Annotated in this window: 25 protein-coding genes; 11 read left to right on the forward strand and 14 right to left on the reverse strand. The window is 69.1% G+C overall.

The window, feature by feature from the left end:
- Nucleotides 1-148 precede the first annotated feature (148 nt).
- From glgX to IE209_RS23475, 4 genes are all read left to right on the forward strand, one after another.
- Nucleotides 149-2,269: a glycogen debranching protein GlgX gene (glgX, locus tag IE209_RS23460; protein ID WP_189689322.1), complete on the forward strand. Its 2,121-nt coding sequence runs from the start codon at nucleotides 149-151 to the stop codon at nucleotides 2,267-2,269.
- 126 nt (nucleotides 2,270-2,395) lie between these two features.
- Nucleotides 2,396-2,623 (forward strand): hypothetical protein, encoded by a 228-nt coding sequence (locus IE209_RS23465; protein ID WP_145551523.1) that lies wholly within the window; start codon nucleotides 2,396-2,398, stop codon nucleotides 2,621-2,623.
- A gap of 95 nt (nucleotides 2,624-2,718) precedes the next feature.
- Complete coding sequence (locus IE209_RS23470; protein WP_189689323.1) at nucleotides 2,719-3,363, forward strand: superoxide dismutase family protein; 645 nt, start codon at nucleotides 2,719-2,721, stop codon at nucleotides 3,361-3,363.
- 2 nt (nucleotides 3,364-3,365) lie between these two features.
- Nucleotides 3,366-4,397, forward strand: a complete 1,032-nt coding sequence (locus tag IE209_RS23475; protein WP_189689324.1) for a flavodoxin family protein — start codon at nucleotides 3,366-3,368, stop codon at nucleotides 4,395-4,397.
- 240 nt (nucleotides 4,398-4,637) lie between these two features.
- On the opposite strand, the gene IE209_RS23480 is transcribed toward IE209_RS23475, so the two are convergent.
- The 8 genes from IE209_RS23480 to trxB form a co-directional block, all read right to left on the reverse strand.
- On the reverse strand, nucleotides 4,638-5,984 hold the full coding sequence (locus IE209_RS23480; RefSeq protein WP_189689325.1) for a tryptophan--tRNA ligase: 1,347 nt from the start codon (nucleotides 5,982-5,984) through the stop codon (nucleotides 4,638-4,640).
- Nucleotides 5,985-5,991: 7 nt separating this feature from the next.
- Complete coding sequence (locus IE209_RS23485) at nucleotides 5,992-6,660, reverse strand: site-2 protease family protein (RefSeq protein WP_189689326.1); 669 nt, start codon at nucleotides 6,658-6,660, stop codon at nucleotides 5,992-5,994.
- A gap of 22 nt (nucleotides 6,661-6,682) precedes the next feature.
- A complete protein-coding gene (locus tag IE209_RS23490) occupies nucleotides 6,683-7,318 on the reverse strand; it encodes an L-threonylcarbamoyladenylate synthase (RefSeq protein WP_189689327.1) in 636 nt (211 codons plus the stop codon).
- A gap of 3 nt (nucleotides 7,319-7,321) precedes the next feature.
- Nucleotides 7,322-8,209, reverse strand: coding sequence for a DMT family transporter (locus IE209_RS23495; RefSeq protein ID WP_189689328.1), 888 nt, complete (start codon nucleotides 8,207-8,209; stop codon nucleotides 7,322-7,324).
- Nucleotides 8,206-9,060 (reverse strand): 3',5'-nucleoside bisphosphate phosphatase, encoded by an 855-nt coding sequence (locus IE209_RS23500; protein ID WP_189689329.1) that lies wholly within the window; start codon nucleotides 9,058-9,060, stop codon nucleotides 8,206-8,208. The genes IE209_RS23495 and IE209_RS23500 overlap by 4 nt, the downstream gene beginning before the upstream one ends.
- 125 nt (nucleotides 9,061-9,185) lie before the next feature.
- Complete coding sequence (rpmG, locus tag IE209_RS23505) at nucleotides 9,186-9,356, reverse strand: 50S ribosomal protein L33 (protein WP_055834453.1); 171 nt, start codon at nucleotides 9,354-9,356, stop codon at nucleotides 9,186-9,188.
- Between the two features lie 17 nt (nucleotides 9,357-9,373).
- Nucleotides 9,374-9,610, reverse strand: a complete 237-nt coding sequence (gene rpmB / locus IE209_RS23510; protein ID WP_145551552.1) for a 50S ribosomal protein L28 — start codon at nucleotides 9,608-9,610, stop codon at nucleotides 9,374-9,376.
- Between the two features lie 139 nt (nucleotides 9,611-9,749).
- The gene (gene trxB / locus IE209_RS23515) at nucleotides 9,750-10,703 is read right to left on the reverse strand and encodes a thioredoxin-disulfide reductase (RefSeq protein ID WP_189689330.1); all 954 of its coding nucleotides are present in this window, start codon (nucleotides 10,701-10,703) and stop codon (nucleotides 9,750-9,752) included.
- A gap of 167 nt (nucleotides 10,704-10,870) precedes the next feature.
- Here trxB and IE209_RS23520 point away from each other — a divergent pair, with 167 nt between their 5' ends.
- From IE209_RS23520 to IE209_RS23535, 4 genes are read left to right on the forward strand one after another with little or no spacing between them, the layout of a single operon-like run.
- Nucleotides 10,871-11,545 carry a Crp/Fnr family transcriptional regulator gene (locus tag IE209_RS23520; protein ID WP_189689331.1) on the forward strand — a complete coding sequence of 225 codons (675 nt, stop codon included), beginning with the start codon at nucleotides 10,871-10,873 and terminating at the stop codon, nucleotides 11,543-11,545.
- A gap of 49 nt (nucleotides 11,546-11,594) precedes the next feature.
- A complete protein-coding gene (locus tag IE209_RS23525; protein WP_189689332.1) occupies nucleotides 11,595-13,964 on the forward strand; it encodes a DNA translocase FtsK in 2,370 nt (789 codons plus the stop codon).
- Between the two features lie 32 nt (nucleotides 13,965-13,996).
- Nucleotides 13,997-14,656 carry an outer membrane lipoprotein periplasmic chaperone LolA gene (gene lolA, locus IE209_RS23530; protein WP_189689333.1) on the forward strand — a complete coding sequence of 220 codons (660 nt, stop codon included), beginning with the start codon at nucleotides 13,997-13,999 and terminating at the stop codon, nucleotides 14,654-14,656.
- Nucleotides 14,657-14,660: 4 nt separating this feature from the next.
- Entirely contained in the window at nucleotides 14,661-15,131 is a 471-nt protein-coding gene (locus tag IE209_RS23535) for a C40 family peptidase (protein WP_189689334.1), read from the forward strand.
- Nucleotides 15,132-15,133: 2 nt separating this feature from the next.
- On the opposite strand, the gene IE209_RS23540 is transcribed toward IE209_RS23535, so the two are convergent.
- From IE209_RS23540 to IE209_RS23565, 6 genes are all read right to left on the reverse strand, one after another.
- Complete coding sequence (locus IE209_RS23540; RefSeq protein WP_229883014.1) at nucleotides 15,134-15,418, reverse strand: type II toxin-antitoxin system RelE/ParE family toxin; 285 nt, start codon at nucleotides 15,416-15,418, stop codon at nucleotides 15,134-15,136.
- Nucleotides 15,419-15,454: 36 nt separating this feature from the next.
- Nucleotides 15,455-15,784, reverse strand: coding sequence for a type II toxin-antitoxin system Phd/YefM family antitoxin (locus tag IE209_RS23545; protein WP_229883015.1), 330 nt, complete (start codon nucleotides 15,782-15,784; stop codon nucleotides 15,455-15,457).
- 2 nt (nucleotides 15,785-15,786) lie between these two features.
- Nucleotides 15,787-17,568 carry an ABC transporter ATP-binding protein gene (locus IE209_RS23550; RefSeq protein ID WP_189689335.1) on the reverse strand — a complete coding sequence of 594 codons (1,782 nt, stop codon included), beginning with the start codon at nucleotides 17,566-17,568 and terminating at the stop codon, nucleotides 15,787-15,789.
- A gap of 102 nt (nucleotides 17,569-17,670) precedes the next feature.
- Nucleotides 17,671-18,078, reverse strand: a complete 408-nt coding sequence (locus tag IE209_RS23555) for a PaaI family thioesterase (protein ID WP_189689336.1) — start codon at nucleotides 18,076-18,078, stop codon at nucleotides 17,671-17,673.
- A gap of 34 nt (nucleotides 18,079-18,112) precedes the next feature.
- Nucleotides 18,113-18,892, reverse strand: a complete 780-nt coding sequence (locus IE209_RS23560) for an SDR family oxidoreductase (protein WP_189689337.1) — start codon at nucleotides 18,890-18,892, stop codon at nucleotides 18,113-18,115.
- Between the two features lie 43 nt (nucleotides 18,893-18,935).
- Nucleotides 18,936-20,147, reverse strand: coding sequence for an SMP-30/gluconolactonase/LRE family protein (locus tag IE209_RS23565; protein ID WP_189689338.1), 1,212 nt, complete (start codon nucleotides 20,145-20,147; stop codon nucleotides 18,936-18,938).
- Nucleotides 20,148-20,303: 156 nt separating this feature from the next.
- Here IE209_RS23565 and IE209_RS23570 point away from each other — a divergent pair, with 156 nt between their 5' ends.
- The 3 genes from IE209_RS23570 to IE209_RS23580 all read left to right on the forward strand — a co-directional run bounded on the left by IE209_RS23570 (nucleotide 20,304) and on the right by IE209_RS23580 (nucleotide 23,915).
- On the forward strand, nucleotides 20,304-21,614 hold the full coding sequence (locus tag IE209_RS23570; RefSeq protein WP_189689339.1) for a replication-associated recombination protein A: 1,311 nt from the start codon (nucleotides 20,304-20,306) through the stop codon (nucleotides 21,612-21,614).
- Nucleotides 21,615-21,778: 164 nt separating this feature from the next.
- Entirely contained in the window at nucleotides 21,779-22,708 is a 930-nt protein-coding gene (locus IE209_RS23575; protein ID WP_189689340.1) for a branched-chain amino acid ABC transporter permease, read from the forward strand.
- A 13-nt stretch (nucleotides 22,709-22,721) separates the two neighbouring features.
- Entirely contained in the window at nucleotides 22,722-23,915 is a 1,194-nt protein-coding gene (locus IE209_RS23580; RefSeq protein ID WP_189689341.1) for an ABC transporter permease subunit, read from the forward strand.
- Nucleotides 23,916-23,927: the final 12 nt, after the last annotated feature.

Raw genomic sequence — 23,927 nt, forward strand, 5'->3', positions numbered from 1 at the left:
CTTCCCATGCGCTCTTTGCTGCTGTTCTTCCTCGGTGTGCCCATCCCCATCATCATCCTGATCGCACTGATCTTCCGTTGAAGCTTCCGGGGCAGAGCTGCCCCACCGTCCTGCGCCGCGGCCCGGCGCTTGCTTGCCACAAGAATCCATGACAGACACCTGCGATCCGGGCCGCCCCTGGCCCATGGGCATGCACCTGCGCGATGGCGGTGCGAATTTCGCGCTCTACTCCAGTGCGGCCGAAGCGGTCGAGCTGTGCCTCTTCGACGCCGAAGGGCGCGAGGAGCAGCGTCGCATCCGCCTGCCGGCGCGCACGGAGGACATCTGGCACGGCTTCGTGCCCGGTGTGGAACCCGGCACGCGCTATGGCGTGCGCGTGCACGGCCCCTTCGATCCCGGCAACGGTCAGCGCTGCAACCCGGCCAAGCTGCTGCTGGACCCCTACACGCGCGCCATCGACCGGCCGCTGCGCGGCGACGCCGTCACCTTCGGCTACCCCCTGGGACACGAGGAGCAGGACCTCGCGCGCGACGACGGCGACAGCGCTCCCGTGGCGGCCAAGTCCGTGGTCATCGCGCCGGATTTCGACTGGCAGGGCGACCGTCCGCCGGCCATCCCCATGGCCGACTCGGTCTTCTATGAGGTCAACGTGCGCGGCTTCACCAAGAACATGCCGGGCGTGCCCGAGGAGCTGCGAGGCACCTTCGCGGGCCTGGCCAATCAGGCGGCCATCGACTACCTCAAGCGCCTGGGTGTGACGGCCGTGCAGTTGCTGCCCGTGCAGGCCTTCAACGACGAAGGCCGGCTCGTCGATGCGGGCCTGGCCAACTACTGGGGCTACAACACCATCGGCTTCTTCGCACCCGAGCCGCGCTATTGCTTCAAGGGCACGGACGGCGGCGTGGCCGAGTTCCGCGGCATGGTCAAGGCGCTGCACCAGGCAGGGATCGAGGTGATCCTGGACGTGGTCTACAACCACACCTGCGAGGGCAACCACATGGGCCCGACCATGTGCTTCAAGGGCATCGACAACGCGGCCTACTACCGGCTGACAGACGACCGGCGCTACTACAACGACTTCAGCGGCACCGGCAACACGCTGGACGTGAGCAACCCGCCCGTGCTGCGCATGGTCATGGACAGCCTGCGCTACTGGGTGGAAGAGATGCACGTGGACGGCTTTCGCTTCGACCTCGCGCCGGCCATCGCCCGCGATGCGGCGGGCGCCTTCGAACACCGCACGCCCTTCCTGTCGGCCGTGGCGCAGGACCCGGTGCTGCGCCGCGTCAAGATGATCGCCGAGCCCTGGGACCTGGGCGACTACGGCTACCAGGTCGGCGGTTTCCCCGTCGGCTGGTCGGAGTGGAACGGCAGCTACCGCGACGAGGTGCGCGACTTCTGGCGCAACGCCGACGACAGCCTGCCGACCTTCGCCTCGCGCCTGTGCGGCACGCCCGAAATCTTCGCGCCCACGCGGCGTCCGCCCTCGGCCAGCGTCAACATCGTGACCGTGCACGACGGCTTCACGCTGCGCGACCTGGTCAGCTACAACGAGAAGCACAACGAGGCCAACGGCGAGGACAACCGCGACGGCGAGAGCCACAACCGCAGCTGGAACTGCGGTGCCGAAGGGCCGACCGACAACCCGGAGGTGCTGGCGCTGCGCGCGCGCCAGCAGCGCAACCTGCTGGCCACGCTGTTCATGTCGCGCGGCGTGCCGCTGCTGCTGGGTGGCGACGAGATCGGTCGCACCCAGCAGGGCAACAACAACGCCTACTGCCAGGATAGCCCGATCTCCTGGTTCGACTGGAGCGACGAGGCACGCGACGATGCGCTGTTCGCGTTCACGGCCAAGCTGATCCGCTTGCGCAAGGAGTTGGCGGTGCTGCGCAGCCCGCATTGGCCGGTGGGCGACGGTGAGCATCCCGACGCCACCTGGTACAGCGTCTGGGGCCTGCCCATGACCGAGAACGAGTGGCAGCACCCGGGCGCGCGCTGCCTGCAGCTGGTGTTCGACGGCGCCGCCGACCATGCCAAGGGCCGCGCAGACCAGCCCGGTCCCTCGGTGCTGCTGCTGTTCAACGGTGCGCCCGAGGCGCATCTGTTCACCGTGCCGCCCGAGACGCGCTTCGGTCCCACCTGGCAGCTGCGCATCGCGACCGACCGCGAGCAGTTGCCGGCGCGGCGCGCCCGGCGCGTGGCGCCGGGTGCCAAGCTGCGACTCAAGTCGCACGCGATGATGGTGCTGACACAGGGTCCGGTCGCGTAAGCCCTGTTCCTACTGCGGCTTGCGCCGCGCACCGATGCGGCGTGCGCGGCGGGCACCTTAGTCTGGTGCCAACCCGTCATGTGACGGTTGTTCCGTGTCCCCATCGTCCGATCCGGAGAATCGTCCATGACGCAAGCCAAGCGCAGCGTGCTCGCGCTGCTGAACCGCCGCACCACCGAGGGCTTCTACACCGCCATCGTGCTGGCCTGCCTGGCCTTTGCCGGCATGCTGCTGGCACCGGGCGACCACATGGAGCAGTTGCTGGCCCTGGCCTGGCTGTTCATGCTGTCGGCCATCGCCTTCCTCGCCGGCAAGCTCGGGTTGGAACTGGTGCTCGAGACCAGCAGCCAGTGAACGGGGCGGCAGGCAGGCCGCTTCACAAGCGCTCCTTTCCTACGCGGCGCGCGTGCCCGCGGTGCTAGATTGGCCGCGCCGAACGAGGAGACCCCATGCACAAGCCCGCCTCCCTTTCCTTGCCGACCCTGCTGGCCGCGGCCGCCCTGCTGGGTGGCTGTGCCCAGGGCGCTGGCAGCGCCGCCAGCCCGGGCGCCATGCCGGCGCCGCGCGCCGGATCCAGTGCGCTGGTCCGGCTCATGACCGAAGACGGCCAAGCGCGCGGCCAAGCCGTGCTGAGTTCCGTGGCCGAGGGCGTCGAAATCGTCGTGAACGCCGAGGGGTTGACGCCAGGCCTGCATGGGCTGCACATCCACGCCAATGGGCAATGTGGGCCCGGGCCCGACCCGAGCGGCAAGACCATCGCCTTCGGTGCCGCGGGCGGGCATTTCGATCCCGAAGCCACGGGCCGCCACGGCCATCCCGAACACGATGCGCAGCGCCATGCCGGCGACGCGCCCAACCTGCTGGTCGACGGCCAGGGCAAGGGCATGCTGCGCTTCACCAACCCCAAGATCACATTGCTGCCCGGCGCCAGGAACTCGGTGCTGGGCCGTGCGCTGGTCGTGCACGCCGATGCCGACGACTACAAGACCAACCCGGCCGGCAATTCGGGCGGCCGCGTGCTGTGCGGCGTGATCCAGCCCGCGCGGCTCGATGCGGTGGTCGGCAGTGTGCCCACCTCGCGGCACCTGCGCTGAACATGGACCGCGCAGCGTTCCAGGCGCGTTTCGAGGCCCGCTTCGCCGACCCGCGCTTCGACGGCGAGCGCGCCGCCATCGACCGCCTGGCCACCATCGCCTGGCGCAACCACGAGGACAGCCGCAAGGCGCCACGGACGCGGCCGGCGGGCCCGGGCCACGCCGACCCGTCCTACGAACTGTCCACCGAATGGTCGGAAACCCGCGCGCGGCTGCAGGCGGCGCAGGCCGGCTGGGCCCGGGCGCCGCGCTCGCGCGTGCTGCTCGTGAGCGGCGCCGCGCGCAACGACCAGACCTGCCCGGGCGAGAACTCCAAGACCATGCGGCTGGCCCGTCTGGCGCAGACTGCGCTGGCGGAGGAGGGCGCCGAGGCCGACCTGCTGGACCTGAGCCTGCTGACCTCGGACTACGACCGCCACATCCACCCCTGCAAGGGCTGCGTGTCGACCACCATGCCGCTGTGCCACTGGCCCTGCAGCTGCTACCCCAACCATGCACTGGGGCAGGTCAACGACTGGATGGCCGAGATCTACGAGCGCTGGGTCAGCGCCCATGGCGTGATCCTGTTGGCGCCGACCTATTGGTACCAGTCGCCGAGCCCGCTCAAGCAGATGATCGACCGGCTGGTCTGCGCCGACGGCGGCAATCCCGACCCGACCAGCACGCACGGCAAGAAGGTCGAGGAAGCGAGGGCGCTGGAAAAGCGCGGCTGGGACTATCCGCAGCACCTGGCCGGCCGCGTGTTCGGCCTCGTGGTGCATGGCGATGTGGCCGGCGTGGAGGCGCAACGGCGCAACCTGGCGGACTGGCTGCAGTGGATGGGCCTGCTGCCGGCCGGCTTCGCGTCGCAGCTGGACCGCTACGTGGGCTACTACGAGCCCTATGCCGACAGCCACGCGGCGCTGGACGCCGACCGTGCGCTGCAGGAGGAGGTCGGCAACGTCGCGCGCGCCGTGGCGCGGGCGGCCGACGCGGCGCGCGCGGGCAGGCTTGCGCGGCCCGATGCGGGCCTGGTCAATCCGCGGCGCAAGTGAATCCCCCCACCGGGAGGGAGCCACCACGTGCGGGAAGAAGGCCAGCGTGCGGCTCGTGAACGACCGCGCGGGCTTCAAGATCGACGGCATCGCGCCGGCGCAGACGGCCCGGGACGCGGGTGGACACGGCGAAGTTCAGCAGCGGGCCCAGGGCGCCAAGGCCGGCTGCCCGCTGTCCAGGGCAGGGCGCTGGCGGCCGTGCCCGAGATCACGCTCTCGGCGACGCTGCAGACCTGACGCTCAGGCGCGCGGCTCGACGGCCGCGCCGGGGTCTTCCTCGCCGGCCACCGAGCCGGGGTCGGCCTTGGGCGCGGCGAGCTGGGCCAATGCCGCGGCCGCCCCGGGCGCCGTGCTCGCCAGTTGCGCGGCCAGCGCCGTGAGGCCGGCGGCGCCCTCGCGCGTCAGCTGGGCGATGGCCTGGCCGGCCTCCCTGGGCGAGGCGAAGCCCTGGCTCTGCAGCAGCAGCGCGCCGCCCGCATCGACGAGCTTGAAGTAGAACAGCCCATCGGCCTCGCGGTACTGCTTGAAGGCCGGCACCGCGGCCTTGGCCGCCTTGGCGGGCTTGGTCTTCTCGGCCTGGGTGCCCAGCGGGCGCAGGCCCACGGCGTGGCGCAGCGTGGCGATGAAGGGGCTGGCCGTGCGGCGCGCCTTCTGGGCGCCGGCCAGCAGCACGCGTTCGACGCTGGCCGGGTCGTCGATGTAGCGTTGGTAGGTGGCGCGCATGGGGCCGACCTCGCGGTCGATGCGCTCGAACAGCGCCTGCTTGGCATCGGCCCAGGAGATGCCGCCTTCGAAGGCACGGCGGAACTCGGCGGTCTCGCTCGGTTCGGCGAAGGCCTGGAAGATCTGGAACAGGGCCGAGCCTTCGGTGTCCTTGGGCTCGCCGGGGCCGCGCGAGTCGGTCACGATGCCGGCGATGAGCTTCTTCATCTGCTCGCGCGGCGCGAACAGCGGGATGGTGTTGTCGTAGCTCTTGCTCATCTTGCGCCCGTCCAGGCCGGGCAGCAGGGCCACGTCTTCTTCGACGGCCGCCTCGGGCAGCACGAAATGCGCGCCGTAGGCGTGGTTGAAGCGCTGCGCCATGTCGCGCGCCATCTCGATGTGCTGCACCTGGTCGCGGCCCACGGGCACCTTGTGGGCGTTGAACATCAGGATGTCGGCACCCATCAGCACGGGGTACATGAAGAGGCCTGCCGTCACGTCGTTGTCGGGCTCGTCACCGGCCGCGGCGTTGCGGTCCACCGCGGCCTTGTAGGCGTGGGCCCGGTTCAGGATGCCCTTGCCCGTCACGCAGGTCAGGAACCAGGTGAGTTCGGGGATCTCGGGGATGTCGGACTGGCGGTAGAAGGTCACGCGCTCGGGGTCCAGGCCGCCGGCCAGCCAGGTCGCCGCGATCTCGAGCGTGGAGCGCTGGATGCGCGCCGGATCGTCGGTCTTGATCAGCGCGTGGTAGTCCGCAAGGAAGTAGAAGCTGTCGGTGCCGGCCGCCTGGCTGGCGCGGATGGCCGGGCGGATGGCGCCCACGTAGTTGCCCAGGTGGGGGGTGCCGGTGGTGGTGATGCCGGTCAGGACGCGCAGCGTGCTCATGGAGGTCTCAGCGGATCAAAAGGGAGAAAGGGGTCAGCAGCAGGTCGAGGAACTCGAAGGTCAGGCCCATGATGGGCCGCAGCCACAGTGCGCCGACCACGCCGGCCAGCACCAGGCCCATGACGATGAAAAAGCCCCAGGGTTCCACGCGCGAGACCAGCACGGCCTGCTTCCAGGGCAACAGGCCCACCAGCACGCGCCCGCCATCCAGCGGCGGCAGCGGGAACAGGTTGAACGCGAACATCACCACGTTGACCAGCATGCCGGCCTGGCACATCTTGACGAAGAAGGGCTCGCTGACGCCCAGGGCCACGAGCAGGTAGAACGCGATGCCCCACAGCAAGGCCTGCACCAGGTTGGCGCCCGGGCCGGCCAACGCCACCCAGACCATGTCGCGCTTGGGATTGCGCAGCCGGCCGAACTGCACGGGCACCGGCTTGGCGTAGCCGAACACGAAGGCACCCGAGGTCGCGAGGTACAAAAGGATGGGCATCAGGATGGTGCCCAGCGGGTCGATGTGCTTGACCGGGTTCAGCGTCACGCGGCCGAGCAGCCAGGAGGTCTGGTCGCCGTAGTGCCGGGCCACGTAGCCGTGGGCCGCTTCGTGCACCGTGATCGCGAAGAGCACGGGCAGCGCGAAGATCAGCAGGTTCTGGAGGATGGCGTCGAAGTTCACCGGCGGATTGTCGCAGCGCGTCTCACAGGCCCAGCGCGGCGAGCGAGCCACGGCCTTCGCGCACGACTTCTGGCTCGCCGCCCGTGCCCATGGGCACGAGATCGATCACCGTGGTCGGCGCCGACGGGCAGGCGCCGGCGTCCAGCACGGCGGCCAGCTGGTGCTCGAAGCGCTCGCGGATCTCGGCGCCTTCGTGCAGCGGTTCGGTCTCGCCAGGCGGGATCAGCGTGGTGGCCAGCAGCGGCGCGCCGTGCAGGGCCAGAAGCTCCTGCAAGGCCTTGTGCTCGGGCACGCGCAGGCCGATGGTCTTGCGCGAGGGATGGCTCACGCGCCGCGGCACTTCCTTGCTGGCTTCCAGGATGAAGGTATAGGCGCCGGGCGTGGCCGACTTGAGCAGGCGGTACTGCTTGTTGTCCACGCGCGCGTAGTTGGCGAGTTCCGACAGGTCGCGGCACAGCAAGGTGAGGTGGTGGCGGTCGTCCACGCCGCGCAGGCGGCGCATGCGGTCGACGGCGGCCTTGTCGTCCAGGTGGCAGACCAGGGCGTAGCTGGAGTCCGTCGGCACGGCGATCACCTCGCCCTTGGCCAGCAGCGCCACGGCCTGCTTGAGCAGGCGCGGCTGGGGGTTGTCGGGATGCAGTTCGAAGTACTGGGCCATGGTTCAAGGTCTCGGACGGGATTCGCGCAAGGTCATCCAGGCGCCAAGCGCGCCGCAGACGGCCACCAGGGCCATGCCCAGCAGCGACCAGCCGTCCGGCACGTGCGCGAACACCAGCCAGCCACCGATCATCGCAAAGCCGATCTGGCCGTAGAGGTAGGGCGTGAGCACGGCCGCCGGCGCGCGCGAGTAGCCCAGGATGAGCAGGAAGTGGCCCACGGTGGCCATCACGCCCATGAGCAGCAGGCCGGCCCACAGCCGCCAGTCCGGCAGGTCGACCCAGACGAAGGGCAGCGGGATGGAGGCGGCCAGCGTGCCGATCCAGCCCGTGTAGAGGTGGGTGGTGAGCGGCGCGTCGGTGCGTGCGAGCTTGCTGGTCAGCACCTGGAACCAGGCGTTGGTGGCCACCAGCGCCAGCGGCAGCAGCAGCCGCCAGTCGAAGGCCTCGCCGCCGGGACGGATGATGACCATGGTGCCGACAAAGCCGCCGACCACCAGCGCCCAGCGCTGCGGCGAGACGCGTTCGCCCAGCGTGCGCGCGGCCAGCAGCGTGATGACCAGCGGCGTGATCATGACGATGGCCGTGAACTCGCCGACCGGCATGGTCCTGAGGCTCAGGAAGGCCAGCAGGCTGCTGGTGAGCAGCAGCACGCCGCGCAGCAGCTGAAAGCGCGGGTGCGCCGTGCGCAGCATCTTCAGGCCCTGGCGCGGCAGCACGATGGCCGTGGTGGCCACGGCCTGGAAGGCATAGCGGAACCACAGGCCCATGAGCAGCGGCACGGTCACGGTGACGGCCTTGGTGGTGGTGTCCAGCACGGCGAAGCAGGCGACGGCGCACAGCACCAGCGCAATGCCGCCCAACGGCGAGGCGGGCAGGGCGGCGGAACTCACTGGATGCGGTCCGCCAGCAGCTCCCAGACAGGGGTCAGGTCGCCCGGCAGATAGGGCAGCGCACCCAGGTCGCAATGGCTCTCGTCGGGGCTGTGGAAATCGCTGCCGCGCGAGGCCGCGAGGCCGAATTCGCGCGCCATGTCCGCGTATTCCACGTACTCGGCCGGCGTGTGGCTGCCGGTCACGACCTCGACGCCGCGGCCGCCATGGGCCTTGAATTCGCTGAACAGCGCGTACTCTTCCGTGGCGCTGAACTTGTAGCGGCCCGGGTGGGCGATCACGGCGATGCCGCCGCCCTGGGTGATCCAGCTCACCGCATCCTTGAGGTTGGCCCAGCGGTGCGGCACGTAGCCGGGCTTGCCCTCGGTCAGGTACTTGCGGAACACCTCGGGCGTGTCCTTGCAGTGGCCGGTCTCGACCAGGAAACGTGCGAAGTGCGTGCGCGAGATCAGGGCCGGGTTGCCGACGAACTTGAGCGCGCCCTCGTAGGCGCCGTGGATGCCGACCTTGGCCAGGCCCTCGGCCATCTCGCGCGCGCGCGGGCCGCGGCCGTCGCGCGTGTCGGCCAGGCCCTGGACCATGCGCGGATCCTCGGCATCGAAGCCCAGGCCCACGATGTGCACGGTCTCGCCCGCGAAGGTGACGGAGATCTCGCATCCCGTGAGGTAGCGCAGGCCATTGGCCTTGGCCGCGGCTGCGGCGCGCCGCTGGCCGCCGATCTCGTCGTGGTCCGTCAGGGCCCATAGCTCGACGCCGTTGGCGCGCGCGCGCTGCGCCAGGTCCTCGGGGGTCAGCGTGCCATCGGAGACGATGGAGTGGCAGTGCAGGTCGGCGTTGAGGATGGAAGGCACGGCGGGCATTCTAGGTCTGCGGTCCATTTTCCGAGGTCGCCCGCGCGGCAGCGGCCGCGCAAAAAACAAAACCCGCTCGGTGGAGCGGGTTCGTGGAAGTTGGCTGCGGGCCGGAGCCCTAGGCATCACTTCAGCTTGATTTCCTTGTACTCGACATGCTTGCGAGCCTTGGGATCGAACTTGGTGATCAGCATCTTCTCGGGCATGGTCTTCTTGTTCTTGGTCGTGGTGTAGAAGTGACCCGTACCAGCCGTCGATTCCAGCTTGATCTTTTCGCGTCCGCCTTTGGTGGCCATGGTGATTCCCCTTCGCTTTAAGCTGCTTGGCCGCGTGCACGCAGGTCTGCGAGCACGGCGTCGATGCCGTTCTTGTCGATCAGGCGCAGGCCGGCGTTGGAGATGCGCAGGCGCACCCAGCGGTTTTCCGACTCCACCCAGAAACGGCGGTATTGCAGGTTCGGCAGGAACCGGCGCTTGGTCTTGTTGTTGGCGTGGGAAACGTTGTTCCCGACCATCGGGCCCTTGCCCGTGACTTCACATACGCGTGACATGGTCACTCTCTCGTAGTAACAGCTGGCACCTGGTCCCGAAAACGGCGATCAGGTGGGTGACAGCTTGACCTCGCCAAAAGCAGGTGGCGGTGACCTGTTTGCCGATGAGATTTCGGCAAAGCCCGCGATTGTAGCGCGTTTACTCCTGCTGCTCCAGGAAGCGCTGGGCGTCCAGCGCCGCCATGCAGCCGGTGCCGGCGCTCGTGATGGCCTGGCGGTAGACGTGGTCCTGCACGTCGCCGGCCGCGAACACGCCGGGCACGCTGGTCATGGTGGCGAAGCCCTGCAGGCCCGAGCGCGTGACGATGTAGCCGTCCTTCATCTCGATCTGGCCTTGGAAGATCTCCGTGTTGGGCCGGTGGCCGATGGCGATGAAGCAGCCCTTGAGGTCGATGTCGCGCGTGCTGCCGTCGCGCTGGTCCTTCAGGCGCACGCCGGTCACGCCGCTGGCGTCGCCCTTGACCTCCTCCAGCGTCTGGAACAGCTGCAGCTCGATCTTGCCCTCCTTGACCTTCTCGGCGACCTTGTCGACGAGGATGGGCTCGGCGCGGAACTTGTCGCGCCGGTGCACCAGCGTGACCTTGCGCGCGATGTTGGACAGGTACAGCGCCTCCTCCACGGCGGTGTTGCCGCCGCCGACCACGCAGACATCCTGGTCGCGGTAGAAGAAGCCGTCGCAGGTGGCGCAGGCCGACACGCCCTTGCCCATGAAGGCCTCTTCCGAGGGCAGGCCCAGGTACTGGGCCGAGGCCCCGGTGGCGATGATCAGCGTGTCGCAGGTGTAGCTGCCGCTGTCGCCGGTCAGGCGGAACGGCCGCTGGCTGAAGTCCACCTTGTTGATGTGGTCGAACACGATCTCGGTGTTGAAGCGCTCTGCGTGCTCCAGGAAGCGCTGCATGAGCTCCGGCCCTTGTACACCGTGCACGTCGGCAGGCCAGTTGTCTACCTCGGTCGTGGTCATCAGCTGGCCGCCCTGGGCGATGCCGGTGATCAGCAAGGGCTTCAGGTTGGCGCGCGCAGCGTAGACAGCGGCGGTATATCCCGCAGGGCCCGAGCCCAGGATCAGGACTTTGGCGTGTTTTTCAGTCGACATCAGCGGTTCTTTCGGGCGGAAATTGCACACGTAGTGTGTACAGGTGAGGGCTTTTCCCACAGAATCAAGCGAGGGCGGCTGCCCGCGCTGCAGGGCGTGGATTTTGCCCTTGATCGCCAATTGCTCTGTGGCGCGGGGATTCAACCAATAACAAGGAGTCATGGTCGATGTCGATGCTGTCGAATCTGGAGTTGCTGCTGCGCGTGCCGCTGTTCTCCATGCTGACCGGGGAGCAGGCCAACCTGGTGGCGCAGGCGGTCAGCAAGCGGCGCGTCAAGCGCGGCGAGACCATCGTCGAGCAGGGGCGCAAGACCAATGCGCTGTTCATCCTGCTGAGCGGCCGCTGCCGCGTGCTGACCACCGATTCGCGTGGGCGCGAGGTCATCATCGCCACGCTGCGGCCCGCAGATTGCATCGGCGAGATGAGCCTGATCGACAGCGAGCCGCATTCGGCCACCGTGCTGGCCGAGGTGCAGACCGACGTGCTGGTGCTGGGCCGCGCCGAATTCGACCGCTGCGTGGCCGACAACCCGCAGATGGCGCGCGCCGTCATGACCGGCCTGGTCAAGCGACTGCGCCGTGCCGACCAGAAGATCGAATCGCTGGCGCTGATGGACGTGTACGGCCGCGTGGCCCATGCGCTGCTCGAGCAGGCCAGCACCGACACGGCCGGCGTGCTGCAGATCCGCGACAAGATCTCGCGCCAGGACATCGCCAAGATGGTGGGCGCGTCGCGCGAGATGGTCAGCCGCGTGATGAAGGACCTTGAAGAGCGCGGTTACATCGAGACGCAGGAAAGCGGCGCCATCCACATCAAGGAACGGCTGACCAGCCTGGCCTGAGCGGGGCCGAAGCCATGCGGGGCATGGGGTAAGCTTGCGCGCTGCCTCCATGACCTATTCGCTCAACACCCTCAATTCGTCGCAGGGCGCGGAGCCGCCGCGCTCGGGCATCGTCCGGTTCGCGCGTGAGTTCGGCCTGCTGCTGGGCCTTTTGGCCCTGTCCTTCTGGTTCATCGCACTGATCAGTTACTCGCCGCAGGATGCGGCCTGGTCCACCTCGGGCGGGCCAGGCGCCACGCGCAACTGGGGCGGCCGGCTCGGCGCCCTGGTCGCCGACCTCAGTTACTTCGGCCTGGGCTATTCGGTCTGGTGGTGCGTGGCCGCCGGTGTGCGCGCCTGGCTGACCCATCTGGCGCGCTGGATGCGCGGCGCCCGGCCGCCACGCAAACCCGTGGGCGGTGGCCTGTGGGGCTTTGCCATCGGCCTGGCGGTGCTGCTGCTGGCCAGCTGCGTGCTGGAATGGACGCGGCTGTACCGGCTCGAGCCCGGCCTGCCCGGCGATGCCGGCGGTGTGCTCGGCTACCTGGCCGGCCCGCTGGCGACCAAGTGGCTGGGCTTCGCCGGCTCCGGGCTGGTGGCCATCGTGGCCGGCATCATCGGTGTGGCCGCGGTGTTCCGCTTCTCCTGGGCCCAGGTGGCCGAGCGCGTGGGCGCGCGCGTGCATGCGCTGGTCGAACTGCGCCGCGAGAAGCGCGAGGCCGCCGAAGACCGGGCCCTGGGCAAGCAGGCCGTGCGCGAGCGCGCCGAGGGCACGCTGGACCCGATCGAGGCGTTGGAAGACCGCGTCGAACCCGGCGCGGAGCCGCCACGGCCGCAGGCGCGCATGCCCAAGCCGGCCAAGCCGCCGGTGGTCATCGAGCCGCAGACGCTGGCCGAGCCACAGCCCAGCGCGCGCGTGGTCAAGGAACGCCAGAAGCCCTTGTTCACCGAGCTGCCCGATTCGCGCCTGCCGCAGGTCGACCTGCTGGATCCGGCGCAGGTGCGGCAGGAGACCGTCTCGAACGACACGCTGGAAATGACCAGCCGCATGATCGAGAAGAAGCTCAAGGACTTCGGCGTGGACGTGACCGTCGTGCTGGCCTCGCCGGGCCCGGTGATCACGCGCTACGAGATCGAGCCGGCCACGGGCGTCAAGGGCTCGCAGATCGTGAACTTGGCCAAGGACCTGGCGCGCTCGCTGTCGCTGGTGTCGATCCGCGTGATCGAGACCATCCCGGGCAAGAACTACATGGCGCTGGAGCTGCCCAACGCCAAGCGCCAGTCCATCAAGCTGTCGGAGATCCTGGGCTCGCAGGTCTACCACGAGGCCAAGTCCATGCTGACCATGGGCCTCGGGAAGGACATCGTGGGCAACCCGGTCGTGGCCGACCTCGCCAAGATGCCGCACGTGCTGGTGGCCGGCACCACGGGCTCGGGCAAGTCGGTCGGCATCAACGCGATGATCCTGTCGCTGCTGTACAAGGCCGAGGCGCGCGACGTGCGCCTGCTCATGATCGACCCCAAGATGCTGGAAATGTCGGTCTACGAAGGCATCCCGCACCTGCTGGCGCCCGTGGTCACCGACATGAAGCAGGCCGCCCACGGCCTGAACTGGTGCGTGGCCGAGATGGAGCGCCGCTACAAGCTCATGAGCAAGCTGGGCGTGCGCAACCTGGCGGGCTACAACACCAAGATCGACGAGGCCGCGGCGCGCGAGGAGTTCATCTACAACCCCTTCAGCCTGACGCCGGACGACCCCGAGCCGCTCAAGCGCGAGCCGCACATCGTGGTCATCATCGACGAGCTGGCCGACCTCATGATGGTGGTGGGCAAGAAGATCGAAGAGCTCATCGCACGGCTGGCGCAGAAGGCGCGCGCGGCCGGCATCCACCTGATCCTGGCCACGCAGCGCCCCAGCGTGGACGTGATCACGGGCCTGATCAAGGCCAACATCCCGACGCGGATCGCGTTCTCGGTCGGCTCCAAGATCGACAGCCGCACCATCCTGGACCAGATGGGCGCCGAGGCGCTGCTTGGCATGGGCGACATGCTCTACATGGCCAGCGGCACCGGCCTGCCGGTCCGCGTGCACGGCGCCTTCGTCAGCGACGACGAGGTGCACCGCGTGGTGGCCTACCTCAAGAGCCAGGGCGAGCCCGACTACATCGAAGGCGTGCTCGAAGGCGGCACCATCGACGGCGAGAGCACGGACTACCCGGGCGAGGGCGACGCTGGCGGCGAGAAGGATCCGATGTACGACCAGGCCGTGGAGGTGGTGCTCAAGCACCGCAAGCCCAGCATCTCGCTGGTGCAGCGCCACCTCAAGATCGGCTACAACCGCGCGGCGCGGCTCGTGGAAGACATGGAGAAGGCCGGCCTGGTCAGTTCCATGAGCGGCAGCGGCCAGCGCGAGATCCTCGTGCCCGAGCGGGCCGAGTGAACCAACGCGCAGTGCGCCGACTCCGAGACTCCATGAAGTTCAAACCCCTGCGGACCCTGGCCACCGGCGGCCTGCTCGCGCTGTGCCTGGGTGCCGCGCACGCCGACGCGCTCGACAGCCTCGAGACCTTCGTCAAGACCGTCAAGAGCGGCCGCGCGGCCTTCACGCAGACCGTGACCTCGCCGCCGCGCGACGGCCAGGCCGCGCGCAGCAAGACCTCCAGCGGCACCTTCGCGTTCCAGCGCCCGAGCCGCTTTCGCTTCGACTACACCAAGCCCTTCGAGCAGACCATCGTGGCCGACGGCCAGACCCTGTGGCTGCACGACGTGGACCTGAACCAGGTCACGGCGCGCAAGCAGGCCGATGTGCTGGGTTCCACGCCGGCTGCGCTGGTGGCCGCCGCACCCGATCTGGCCGCGCTGCGCGCCGACTTCGAGCTCAAGGCCGCGCCCGACCAGGACGGCCTGCAGTGGGTCGAGGCCACGCCCAAGGCCAGGGACGGTCAGCTGTCCGCCGTGCGCGTGGGCCTCAAGGCCGGCGACAAGGGCCCCGAGCTGGCCGCGCTCGAGATCGCCGACAGCTTCGGCCAGCGCTCGGTGCTGCGCTTCACGCAGGTCGAGGTGAATCCCACGCTGCCTTCCAGCAGCTTCCAGTTCAAGCCGCCGGCCGGTGCCGACGTGCTGCGCCAGTAGGCCGATGCAGCGGCGCCTGGCCTTGCCCCTGCTGCTGGCCAGCGTGCTGGCCGCCTGCGGCACGGCGCCGCCGCGCGGACGCGGGCCCGCTTCGAGCCGGCTCGATCCCGAAGGCGCGAGCGACGTGGCCATGCATGCGCTGGGCCTGGTCGGCACGCCCTACCGTTACGGCGGCAACACGCCCGACGGCGGCTTCGACTGCAGCGGCTTGATCGGCTACGTCTACCGCCATGGCATGACGCCGGTGGCGGCACCGCGCACCGTGGCGCAGCTGGCGGGCTGGGGTGCGGAGGTGGACCGCGAGATGCTGCGCACCGGCGACCTCGTGGTGTTCGGGTCGCGCGCGACGCACGCCGGCATCTATGTGGGCGAGGGCCGCTTCGTGCACGCACCGTCCTCGGGCGGCACGGTGCGGCTGGACCGGCTGGACGGGCCGTACTGGTCGCGCCAGCCCGTGGCGTTCCGCCGTCCCTGAGTTCAGATTTTCAAGAGCCGCTTCATCAGCAGCGACGCGAAGTCCTGGCGATGCCCGGCGACGGCATAGACAAAGATGGTGTCCGCCATGCGGCGGTACACCAGCTTGTGGTCCGAGGTGAAGACGTTGCGGTAGTCGAAGATGCCGACGGATGCCAGTTCCTGAACGGCTGCCCCGGTCAGGAAGCCGCTGTCGACGAGCGCGAGCTTTTCGAAGATCTCGTCCTCGGCTTTCAACCAGTCCGCCTCGCTCCATTTCGCGAGCATGAACTCCTGGAGCGAGAGCAAGTCATCCTGCGCATCGGGAAGGATGACGATGCGCCATCACTTGCGGCGTTGGCGCGCGGCAGCCAGTTGCGCGCGCGAATCGGCAACGGAGTGGCCATTGCCTTGCAGACGGTCTTTTTCACCAAGGGCGACGACCTTCAATGCTGCGATCAACTCCTCTTTCTCCTGAAACCGGCGCACGTTTTCGATGACCATGCTGGCTTCCCCGTTCTGCGTGATGAAGTAGGGGCTGCCGTGGCGTTCGAGGTCTTCGGAAATTTGGGCAGCGTGGCTCTTCAGGTAGGAAATGGATTTGATGTTCGCTACGGTCGGCATGTGGCACCCCTCTGCACAATTCGGTCCAAATTTAGTGCTGAATTCAGTCATCGTTAAGGTCCATGCGGAGCAGGCCGGCCATCCGCCGCGCGCAGCTGCGGCTGGCGCGCCAGCACCTCTTCGCGCGGCCCGGCATCGCGCACGCGGCCGGCTTCCATCACGACGATCTGGTCGAAATGCGACAGCAGGCTCATGCGGTGGATGGACGCGATCACGCAGGCGTCCGGGAACGCGTCGGCGATCCGGTCCAGCACGCGCGCCTCGGTGGCCGGGTCGAGCGCGCTGGTCGGCTCGTCCAGCAGCAACAGCGAGCTGCCGCGCGCGGACAGCACGCCGCGCGCCAGGCACAGGCGCTGGCGCTGGCCGCCCGACAGGTTGGCGCCGCGTTCCGTGAGCGGCGTGTCGAGGTCGCCTTGCAGGCCGGCCAGCACCTCGTCGAAGGCGCTGGTGTGGACGGCGGCCAGCAGGTCGGCATCGTCCCGCGGCAGGCCGAAAGCCAGGTTCTCGCGCACGCTGGCCTCGAACACCTCGGTCTCCTGCGGGATCAGCGTGGCGATGTTGCGCAGGCGCGGCCAGTCCCCGGCCTGCCCATCGAACAGGAGCTGGCCCGAGGCCGGCGGGTAAAGCCCGGCCAGCACGCGCAGCAGCGTGCTCTTGCCGCCACCGCTGGCACCGACCAGGGCCACGCGCTGGCCGCGCGCGAGCTGCAGGTCGACCGCGCGCAGGCCGTGGCCGCGTGCGCTGTCGGCGTAGTGCCAGTGCAGCCCGCGCAGCGCAAGCTCCTGCCAGGTGGCGCCGGCATCCAGCCGCTCGGCGGCTTCGTCGGCGCGCTGCGGCGCGGCCAGCAGCGGCTCGGCACTGCGGTAGTCGGTGTGCATGCGCGCGAAGCTCTGGAAGTTGCCGGCCATGGAGCCGATCACGGTGGCGGTCTGCTGCGCGTACTGGTAGATCATGAACACGCCGCCCAGCAGCACGGCCTCGCCGGGCCTGCGCGTCTGCCAGACGTAGAGCACCACCAGACCCCAGGTCAGTGCCAGGCCCAGGATGTCGACGGTGAACCACTTGCCCTCGCCGACGATGGTGGCGCGGCGCAGCGGACCCGAGACCGCGCGCATGCGCAGCCGCATCAGCGCGCGCGAGGCCGAAGCCAGGCGCAGGCCGATCACCGTGGCGGTGTTGCCGATGAAGTCCACCAGCGCTGCGACATAGCGCCGGTCGGCATCGTTCTCCTGGCGCGCCAGCAGCATCAGCGCGCGGTCGAAGCGCAGCACCACGGCGGCGATCAGCACGTAGCCGCCCAGCGCCAGCGCGCCGCTGCTGCGCGAGAGCAGCGTCAGCGCGATGAGCGGCCCGAAGAAGTTGACGATGTTCTGCAGGTAGACGAACTGGTTCTGCGCGAAGTCCGCCAGCGCCCGGCTGGCCTGGTGCACACGGTGCTGCAATTCGCCCGAATGCTGGCTGCCGTGCCAGGCCAGCGGCGCGCCCGCGATGCGTGCGTAGAGCCGGTCGCCGAGCTGCTCGCGCACGTGGACGGCGACGTTGCGCTCGAGCACGCGGCCGGGGCCGTGCATGAGCCAGGAGACGAGGTAGATGCCCAGCAGCGCGACGATCCACCGGGCCGCGCCCTGCAGCTCGCCGCGTTGCAGCGCGTTGATCCCCTGGGCCGCCAGCCAGGGCATGGCCAGCCGCACCACCTGGGCGCCGCCCAGCAGCGCCATGGCACCGGCGAGCTGGCCGCGCGCGCCCTCGGCATGGCGCCACAGCGCGGCGTAGAGCTCGCGTGCGGCGTGGGCGGGCGTGCTGGGCGACAGGGGAGCGGAGGACGGAGGGGGCATGCGGCAGACGAGGAAGGCGCGGCGCATGCTGCATGCACGGCGCCGCCGCACCCATGGTACGCCGGGCCGTGGCGCAGACTCTGCCAGCGTCGCCGCCGCGCGTCAGCCGGCGGCCATGATGAGCTGGGTCTGCGTGACCACGGCGCAGAGCTTGCCTTCGGCGTTGCGGATGCTGGTCTGCCAGACCTGCGTGGTGCGGCCGCGGTGCAGCGCCACGCACTCTCCCGTGACCACGCTGCCCTGCCGGGCCCCGGCCATGAACTTGGTGCTGGAGTCGGTGGTCGTGGTGCGCTGGCCCGCGCCCAGCTGGGCGAAGGTGCCGACCGCGCCCAGCGTGTCGGCGAAGGCCATGTAGGCGCCGCCGTGCAGGATGCCACCGGCCGTGCAGAGGTTGGGCCGCACGCTCATCTCGGCGAACACGCGGTCGGCCGTGATCTCGAGCAGGCGCACGCCCATGAGGCCGGGGAACAGGGGGTCGAGCCGGGCCTGGACGGCGGCGAGGTCGGACATGCGCAAGTCTCCGGGGGGTTGTCGGGTGGATGGTTCAGTGCTGCGCGGCATGGCGCGCGTGCAGCTTCTGCATGCCGCCGAGCCAGCGCTCGTAGTCCTGGCCCTTGGCGCGCAGGTACTGCAGCACCTCGGGATGCGGCAGCACCAGGAAGCGGCCGTCCTGCATGGCCTGCAGCACGTCGCCAGCCACTTGTTCGGGCGGCAGCACGCCATCGTGCGAGGCCGAGCTGTCCGTGCCCTTGACCATGGGCGTGCGCACGGACTGCGGACACAGGCAGGCCACGCCCAGGCCGCGCCGGCCGTAGGCGATGCGCAACCATTCGGCGAAGGCCACGGCCGCGTGCTTGGTCACGGCATAGGGTGCGGTCTCGACGATGCTGAGCAGGCCTGCGGCCGAGGCCGTGACGAGGAAGAAACCCTCGCCGCGTTCGACCATCTCGGGCACCACGGCACGCGCGGCCCAGACATGGGCCATGCCGTGCACCTGCCACATCGCGTTCCAGAGTGCGTCGTCGAGTTCGATGCCGCCGGCCTGGCCGAGGATGCCGGCGTTCGACAAGTAGGCATCGACCTGGCCGAAGCGTTCGCGCGTGGCCGCGACCAGGGCCTGGATCTCGGCCTCGTGGCGCACGTCGCAGCGCAGCGCCAGGCCGACGCCCGCGGGCAGGCCGCCGGCGACCTGCTGCGCCGCTTCCTGCTGGATGTCGGCCACGACCACGCCACGCGCGCCCTCGGCGGCATAGCGCTGTGCCAGGCTGCGGCCGATGCCGCTGGCCCCGCCCGTGACGATGACGACCTTGTTCCGGATGTCCATGCCCAACCTCGATGGTGCGCGAGCGCGCGGGAGCGCCAGTGTGTCAGCTCGGTGCCGCGCCCTGTGTCGCGGTGTAGACGGCGTAGACCGACTGGCTCGCGATCATGAACAGCCGGTTGCGCTTGGGACCGCCGAAGGTCAGGTTGCCGCAGACCTCGGGCAGGCGGATGCGGCCGATCAGCTTGCCCTCGGGGTTCCAGACCGTGACGCCGTTGTAGCCCACGGCGCGGCCCGCGTTGCTGGCCGCCCAGATGTTGCCGAACACGTCGGCGCGGATGCCATCGGGCCCGCACTTGACGCCGTCGACCATGCAGTCGCTGAACACGCGCTGGTTCGAGAGCCGGTTGTCCGTGCCCACGTCCAGCACATGGATGTCGCCCTTGCCCGCCGGTCCGGTGCTGGCCACGTAGAGCTTCTTGAAATCGGGCGAGAAGCACAGGCCGTTGGGATTGGGCACCTTGTCGTCGACGACCACCGCGTCGAGCCGGCCGCTAAGATCCCAGCGGTAGACCTGGGTCGGCAGTTCCTGGCGCGCATCGCCCACGCCGGCCGGCTGGCCGATGCGGTTGTTGAGCCGGCCCGCGCGGTTGCTCTTGCCGCCGGCCGGGTCGGGCGTGCCCTCGTAGAGCTGCGCGCCGTAGGGCGGGTCGGTGAACCAGACGCTGCCGTCGGGGTGCGGCACGGCATCGTTGGGCGAGTTCAGGCGCTTGCCGTTCCACCGGTCGGCCAGGATGGTGATGGAGCCGTCCAGTTCGTAGCGCACCACGCGCCGCGTCAGGTGTTCGCAGCTGATCTGGCGGCCCTGGTAGTCGAAGCAGTTGCCGTTGCTGTTGTTCGACGGTGCGCGGAACACCGAGACATGGCCGTCGTCTTCGATCCAGCGGTGCTGGCGGTCGGCCGGGATGTCGCTCCACAGCAGGAACTTGCCGACCGAATTCCAGGCTGGGCCTTCGGCCCAGCCGGCGCCGGTCCACAGGCGCTGGATGGCCGCGTTGGGTTGGGCCAGGTCGTTGAACGAGGGGTCGACCGCGATCACGTCCGGGTCCCAGAAGTAGGTGGTGGGCGGGGCGCCGGGACCGAAGTCGCGCGGCGGTGTGGTCACGGTGCTGGGTGGCCCCAGTGGCGGCTTGCCCTGGGCCCAGACACTGGCGCCGGCCAGTGCCGCCGCACCGGCGCCGGCCCGCGCGAGGAAGCGCCTTCTGTCCTGCGTGGGCGCGTTGCCGTCGTCCCGTCCCTGCTTGTTCGCTGTCGCCATGCTGTGTCTCCTCGTTGTGTTGGCGTGTCGCTTTCGAAAAGCGCCGCCACGATACGGGCGTCGGCCATGTCGCACAAGGCGGCGGGCCCAGGCGTTACATCTGGTTGGAAACTTGGGGGGCGCAAACCTCCACCGTGCGCACGGGACAATGGGCCTATGGCTTCCGCTTCCCGTCCTTCCGCCGCGCCGCACCAGCCCCTGCCCGAACGCCTGCGTCCCAAGACCCTGGGCGAGGTCGTCGGCCAGCAGCAACTGCTGGGCGAGGGCATGCCGCTGCGCATCGCCTTCGAATCGGGCCGCCCGCATTCCTGCATCCTGTGGGGCCCGCCCGGCACCGGCAAGACCACCATCGCGCGGCTGATGGCCGACGCCTTCGATGCGCAGTTCATCGCGATCAGCGCGGTGCTGGGCGGCGTCAAGGAGATCCGCGAGGCGGTGGAGCGCGCCACCATCGCGCGCGACGGGCTGGAGCAACGCGGCACCATCGTCTTCGTCGACGAGGTGCACCGCTTCAACAAGAGCCAGCAGGACGCCTTCCTGCCGCATGTGGAGAGCGGGCTGTTCACCTTCATCGGCGCGACCACCGAGAACCCCTCGTTCGAGGTCAACTCCGCGTTGCTGTCGCGCGCAGCGGTCTACGTGCTGCAGCCGTTGGGCGAGGCCGAACTGCGCCAGATCGTGGCCCGGGCCCAGGCCATCGATGCCGTGCCCGCCATCGAGGACAAGGCGCTGGACCGGCTCATCGCCTACGCCGATGGCGACGCCCGCCGCCTGCTCAACACGCTGGAGACGCTGGCCGTGGCCGCGCAGCAGGAGAAGCTCGCGCGCATCGACGATGCCTGGCTCGTGCGCGTGCTGGGCGAGCGCATGCGCCGCTACGACAAGGGCGGCGACCAGTTCTACGACAGCATCAGCGCGCTGCACAAGTCGGTGCGCGGCTCCGATCCCGACGCCGCGCTGTACTGGCTCGTGCGCATGCTGGACGGCGGCGCCGAGCCGCGCTACATGGCGCGCCGCCTGGTGCGCATGGCCAGCGAGGACATCGGCCTGGCCGACCCGCGCGCGCTGCGCCTGGCGCTGGACGCGGCCGAGGTCTACGAACGCCTGGGCTCGCCCGAGGGCGAACTCGCGCTGGCCGAATGCGTGGTCTACCTGGCTGTGGCGCCCAAGTCCAACGCGGTCTACACGGCCTACAACCAGGCCCGTGCCTTCGTGAAGCAGGACGGTACGCGGCCCGTGCCCATGCACCTGCGCAATGCACCCACCAAGCTCATGAAGAGCCTGGACTACGGCAAGAACTACCGCTACGCGCACGACGAGGAAGATGGCTTCGCGGCCGGCGAGCGCTACTTTCCCGACGGCATGGACGAGCCGCAGTTCTACCGTCCGGTGCCGCGCGGTCTGGAGCTCAAGATTGGCGAAAAGCTGGCCGCGCTGCGCGAGAAGAACCGCCAGCAACGCGGCTGAAAACGCTTGATTTACAGAGGGAAAACCCCGTCTGAATACATCCGGGCAAGGCCCATCCCCGTGACTACAATCCCGCCCCAACCCGCCGGTGACACAGGCTTGGCGGGCTTTTTGCTAGCCCCCACAAAGGGCTACGCGCAGGGCGTACCGCAACGGAGAAGAAGATGGATATCTTGCTACAGCAGATCATCAACGGTCTGGTCATGGGCAGCATGTACGCACTGGTGGCCTTGGGCTACACCATGGTGTACGGCATCATCAACCTGATCAATTTCGCCCATGGCGAAGTGCTCATGGTGGGTGCACTCACAAGCTGGTCGGTCATCGGCCTCATGCAACAGAACATGGCCGGCACGCCCGGCTGGATCATCCTGATCATCGCCATGGTGATCGCCTGCGTGGTCGCCGCCACGCTCAATTTCGTGATCGAGAAGGTGGCCTACCGGCCGCTGCGCAACAGTCCCAAACTGGCCCCGCTGATCACCGCCATCGGCGTCTCCATCCTGCTGCAGACGCTGGCCATGATCATCTGGAAGCCCAACTACAAGGCCTATCCCACGCTGCTGCCGAGCGACCCCATCCACATCGGCGGCGCCGTGATCTCGCCCACGCAGGTGTTGATCCTGGGCCTCACGGCCGTCTCGCTGGCGATCCTGATGTGGCTGGTCAACTTCACCAAGCTCGGCCGCGCGATGCGCGCCACGGCAGAGAACCCGCGCGTGGCCGCGCTGATGGGCGTCAAGCCCGACGTCGTGATCTCGGCCACCTTCATCATCGGCGCCGTGCTGGCGGCGATCGCCGGCGTGATGTACGCCTCCAACTACGGCACGGCGCAGCACGCCATGGGTTTCCTGCCCGGCCTCAAGGCCTTCACGGCCGCCGTGTTCGGCGGCATCGGCAACCTCGGCGGTGCGGTGGTCGGCGGCATCCTGCTCGGCCTGATCGAAGCCATCGGCTCGGGCTACATCGGCCAGCTGACCGGCGGCGTGCTGGGCAGCCACTACGCCGACATCTTCGCCTTCATCGTGCTCATCATCATCCTAACGCTGCGGCCCTCGGGCCTGCTCGGCGAGCGGGTGGCGGACCGGGCCTGAGGAGCACCACGCCATGAGCCTCCTGCACAAGAACAAGCCGCTGACCCTGGTGGTCTGCGCCATCGTGCTGATCGCCTTCCCGCTGGTGCTGCAGAGCTTCGGCAACGCCTGGGTGCGCATCGCCGACATGTCGCTGCTGTACATCATGCTGGCGCTGGGCCTGAACATCGTGGTGGGCTACGCCGGCCTGCTGGACCTGGGCTTCGTCGCCTTCTTCGCGGTCGGTGCCTACATGTTCGCGCTGCTCGCCTCGCCGCATCTGACCGACACCTTCGCGGCCTTCAAGGCCATGTTCCCGAACGGCCTGCATTCCTCGCTGTGGCTGGTCATACCGCTCGGGGCCGGGCTCGCGGGCCTGTTCGGCATGCTGCTGGGCGCGCCCACGCTCAAGCTGCGCGGCGACTACCTGGCCATCGTGACGCTGGGCTTCGGCGAGATCATCCGGGTGTTCCTCAACAACCTGGACCACCCCGTCAACATCACCAACGGCCCCAAGGGCATCAACCAGATCGACTCGGTCAAGCTGTTCGGCCTGGACCTGGGGCGTTCGCTGAAGATCGGCGACTTCACGCTGCCTTCGGTCACGCTGTACTACTACCTGTTCCTGGTGCTGGTGGTCGTCAGCATCCTCGTGTGCTACCGGCTGGAGGTCTCGCGCATCGGCCGGGCCTGGATGGCCATCCGCGAGGACGAGATCGCGGCCAAGGCCATGGGCATCAACACGCGCAACATGAAGCTCCTGGCCTTCGGCATGGGCGCGGCCTTCGGCGGCATCGCGGGCTCCATGTTCGGCGCGTTCCAGGGCTTCGTCTCGCCCGAGTCCTTCAGCCTCATGGAGTCGGTCATGATCGTCGCCATGGTGGTGCTGGGCGGCATCGGCCACCTGCCCGGCGTGATCCTGGGTGCGGTGCTGCTGTCGGCCCTGCCCGAGGTGCTGCGCTACGTGGCCGGTCCGCTGCAGGCCATGACCGACGGGCGTCTCGACGCGCCCATCCTGCGCCAGCTGCTGATCGCGCTGGCCATGATCATCGTGATGCTGATGCGTCCGCGCGGCCTGTGGCCGGCGCCCGAGCATGGCAAGTCGCTGAACAAGAAGATGGCGCCCGATCCGGTCCCCGGTTCGGCGCAGGCCATCACGCCCGGCGTGGACACGCCGGCCGACGCGGTGCCCGGCACGGCCAACCGCCCCATGTCCATCAACCCCTGAAGCGAGACGGAC

It is taken from the genome of Pseudorhodoferax aquiterrae, assembly GCF_014652235.1.
GTDB lineage: Bacteria > Pseudomonadota > Gammaproteobacteria > Burkholderiales > Burkholderiaceae_C > Pseudorhodoferax > Pseudorhodoferax aquiterrae.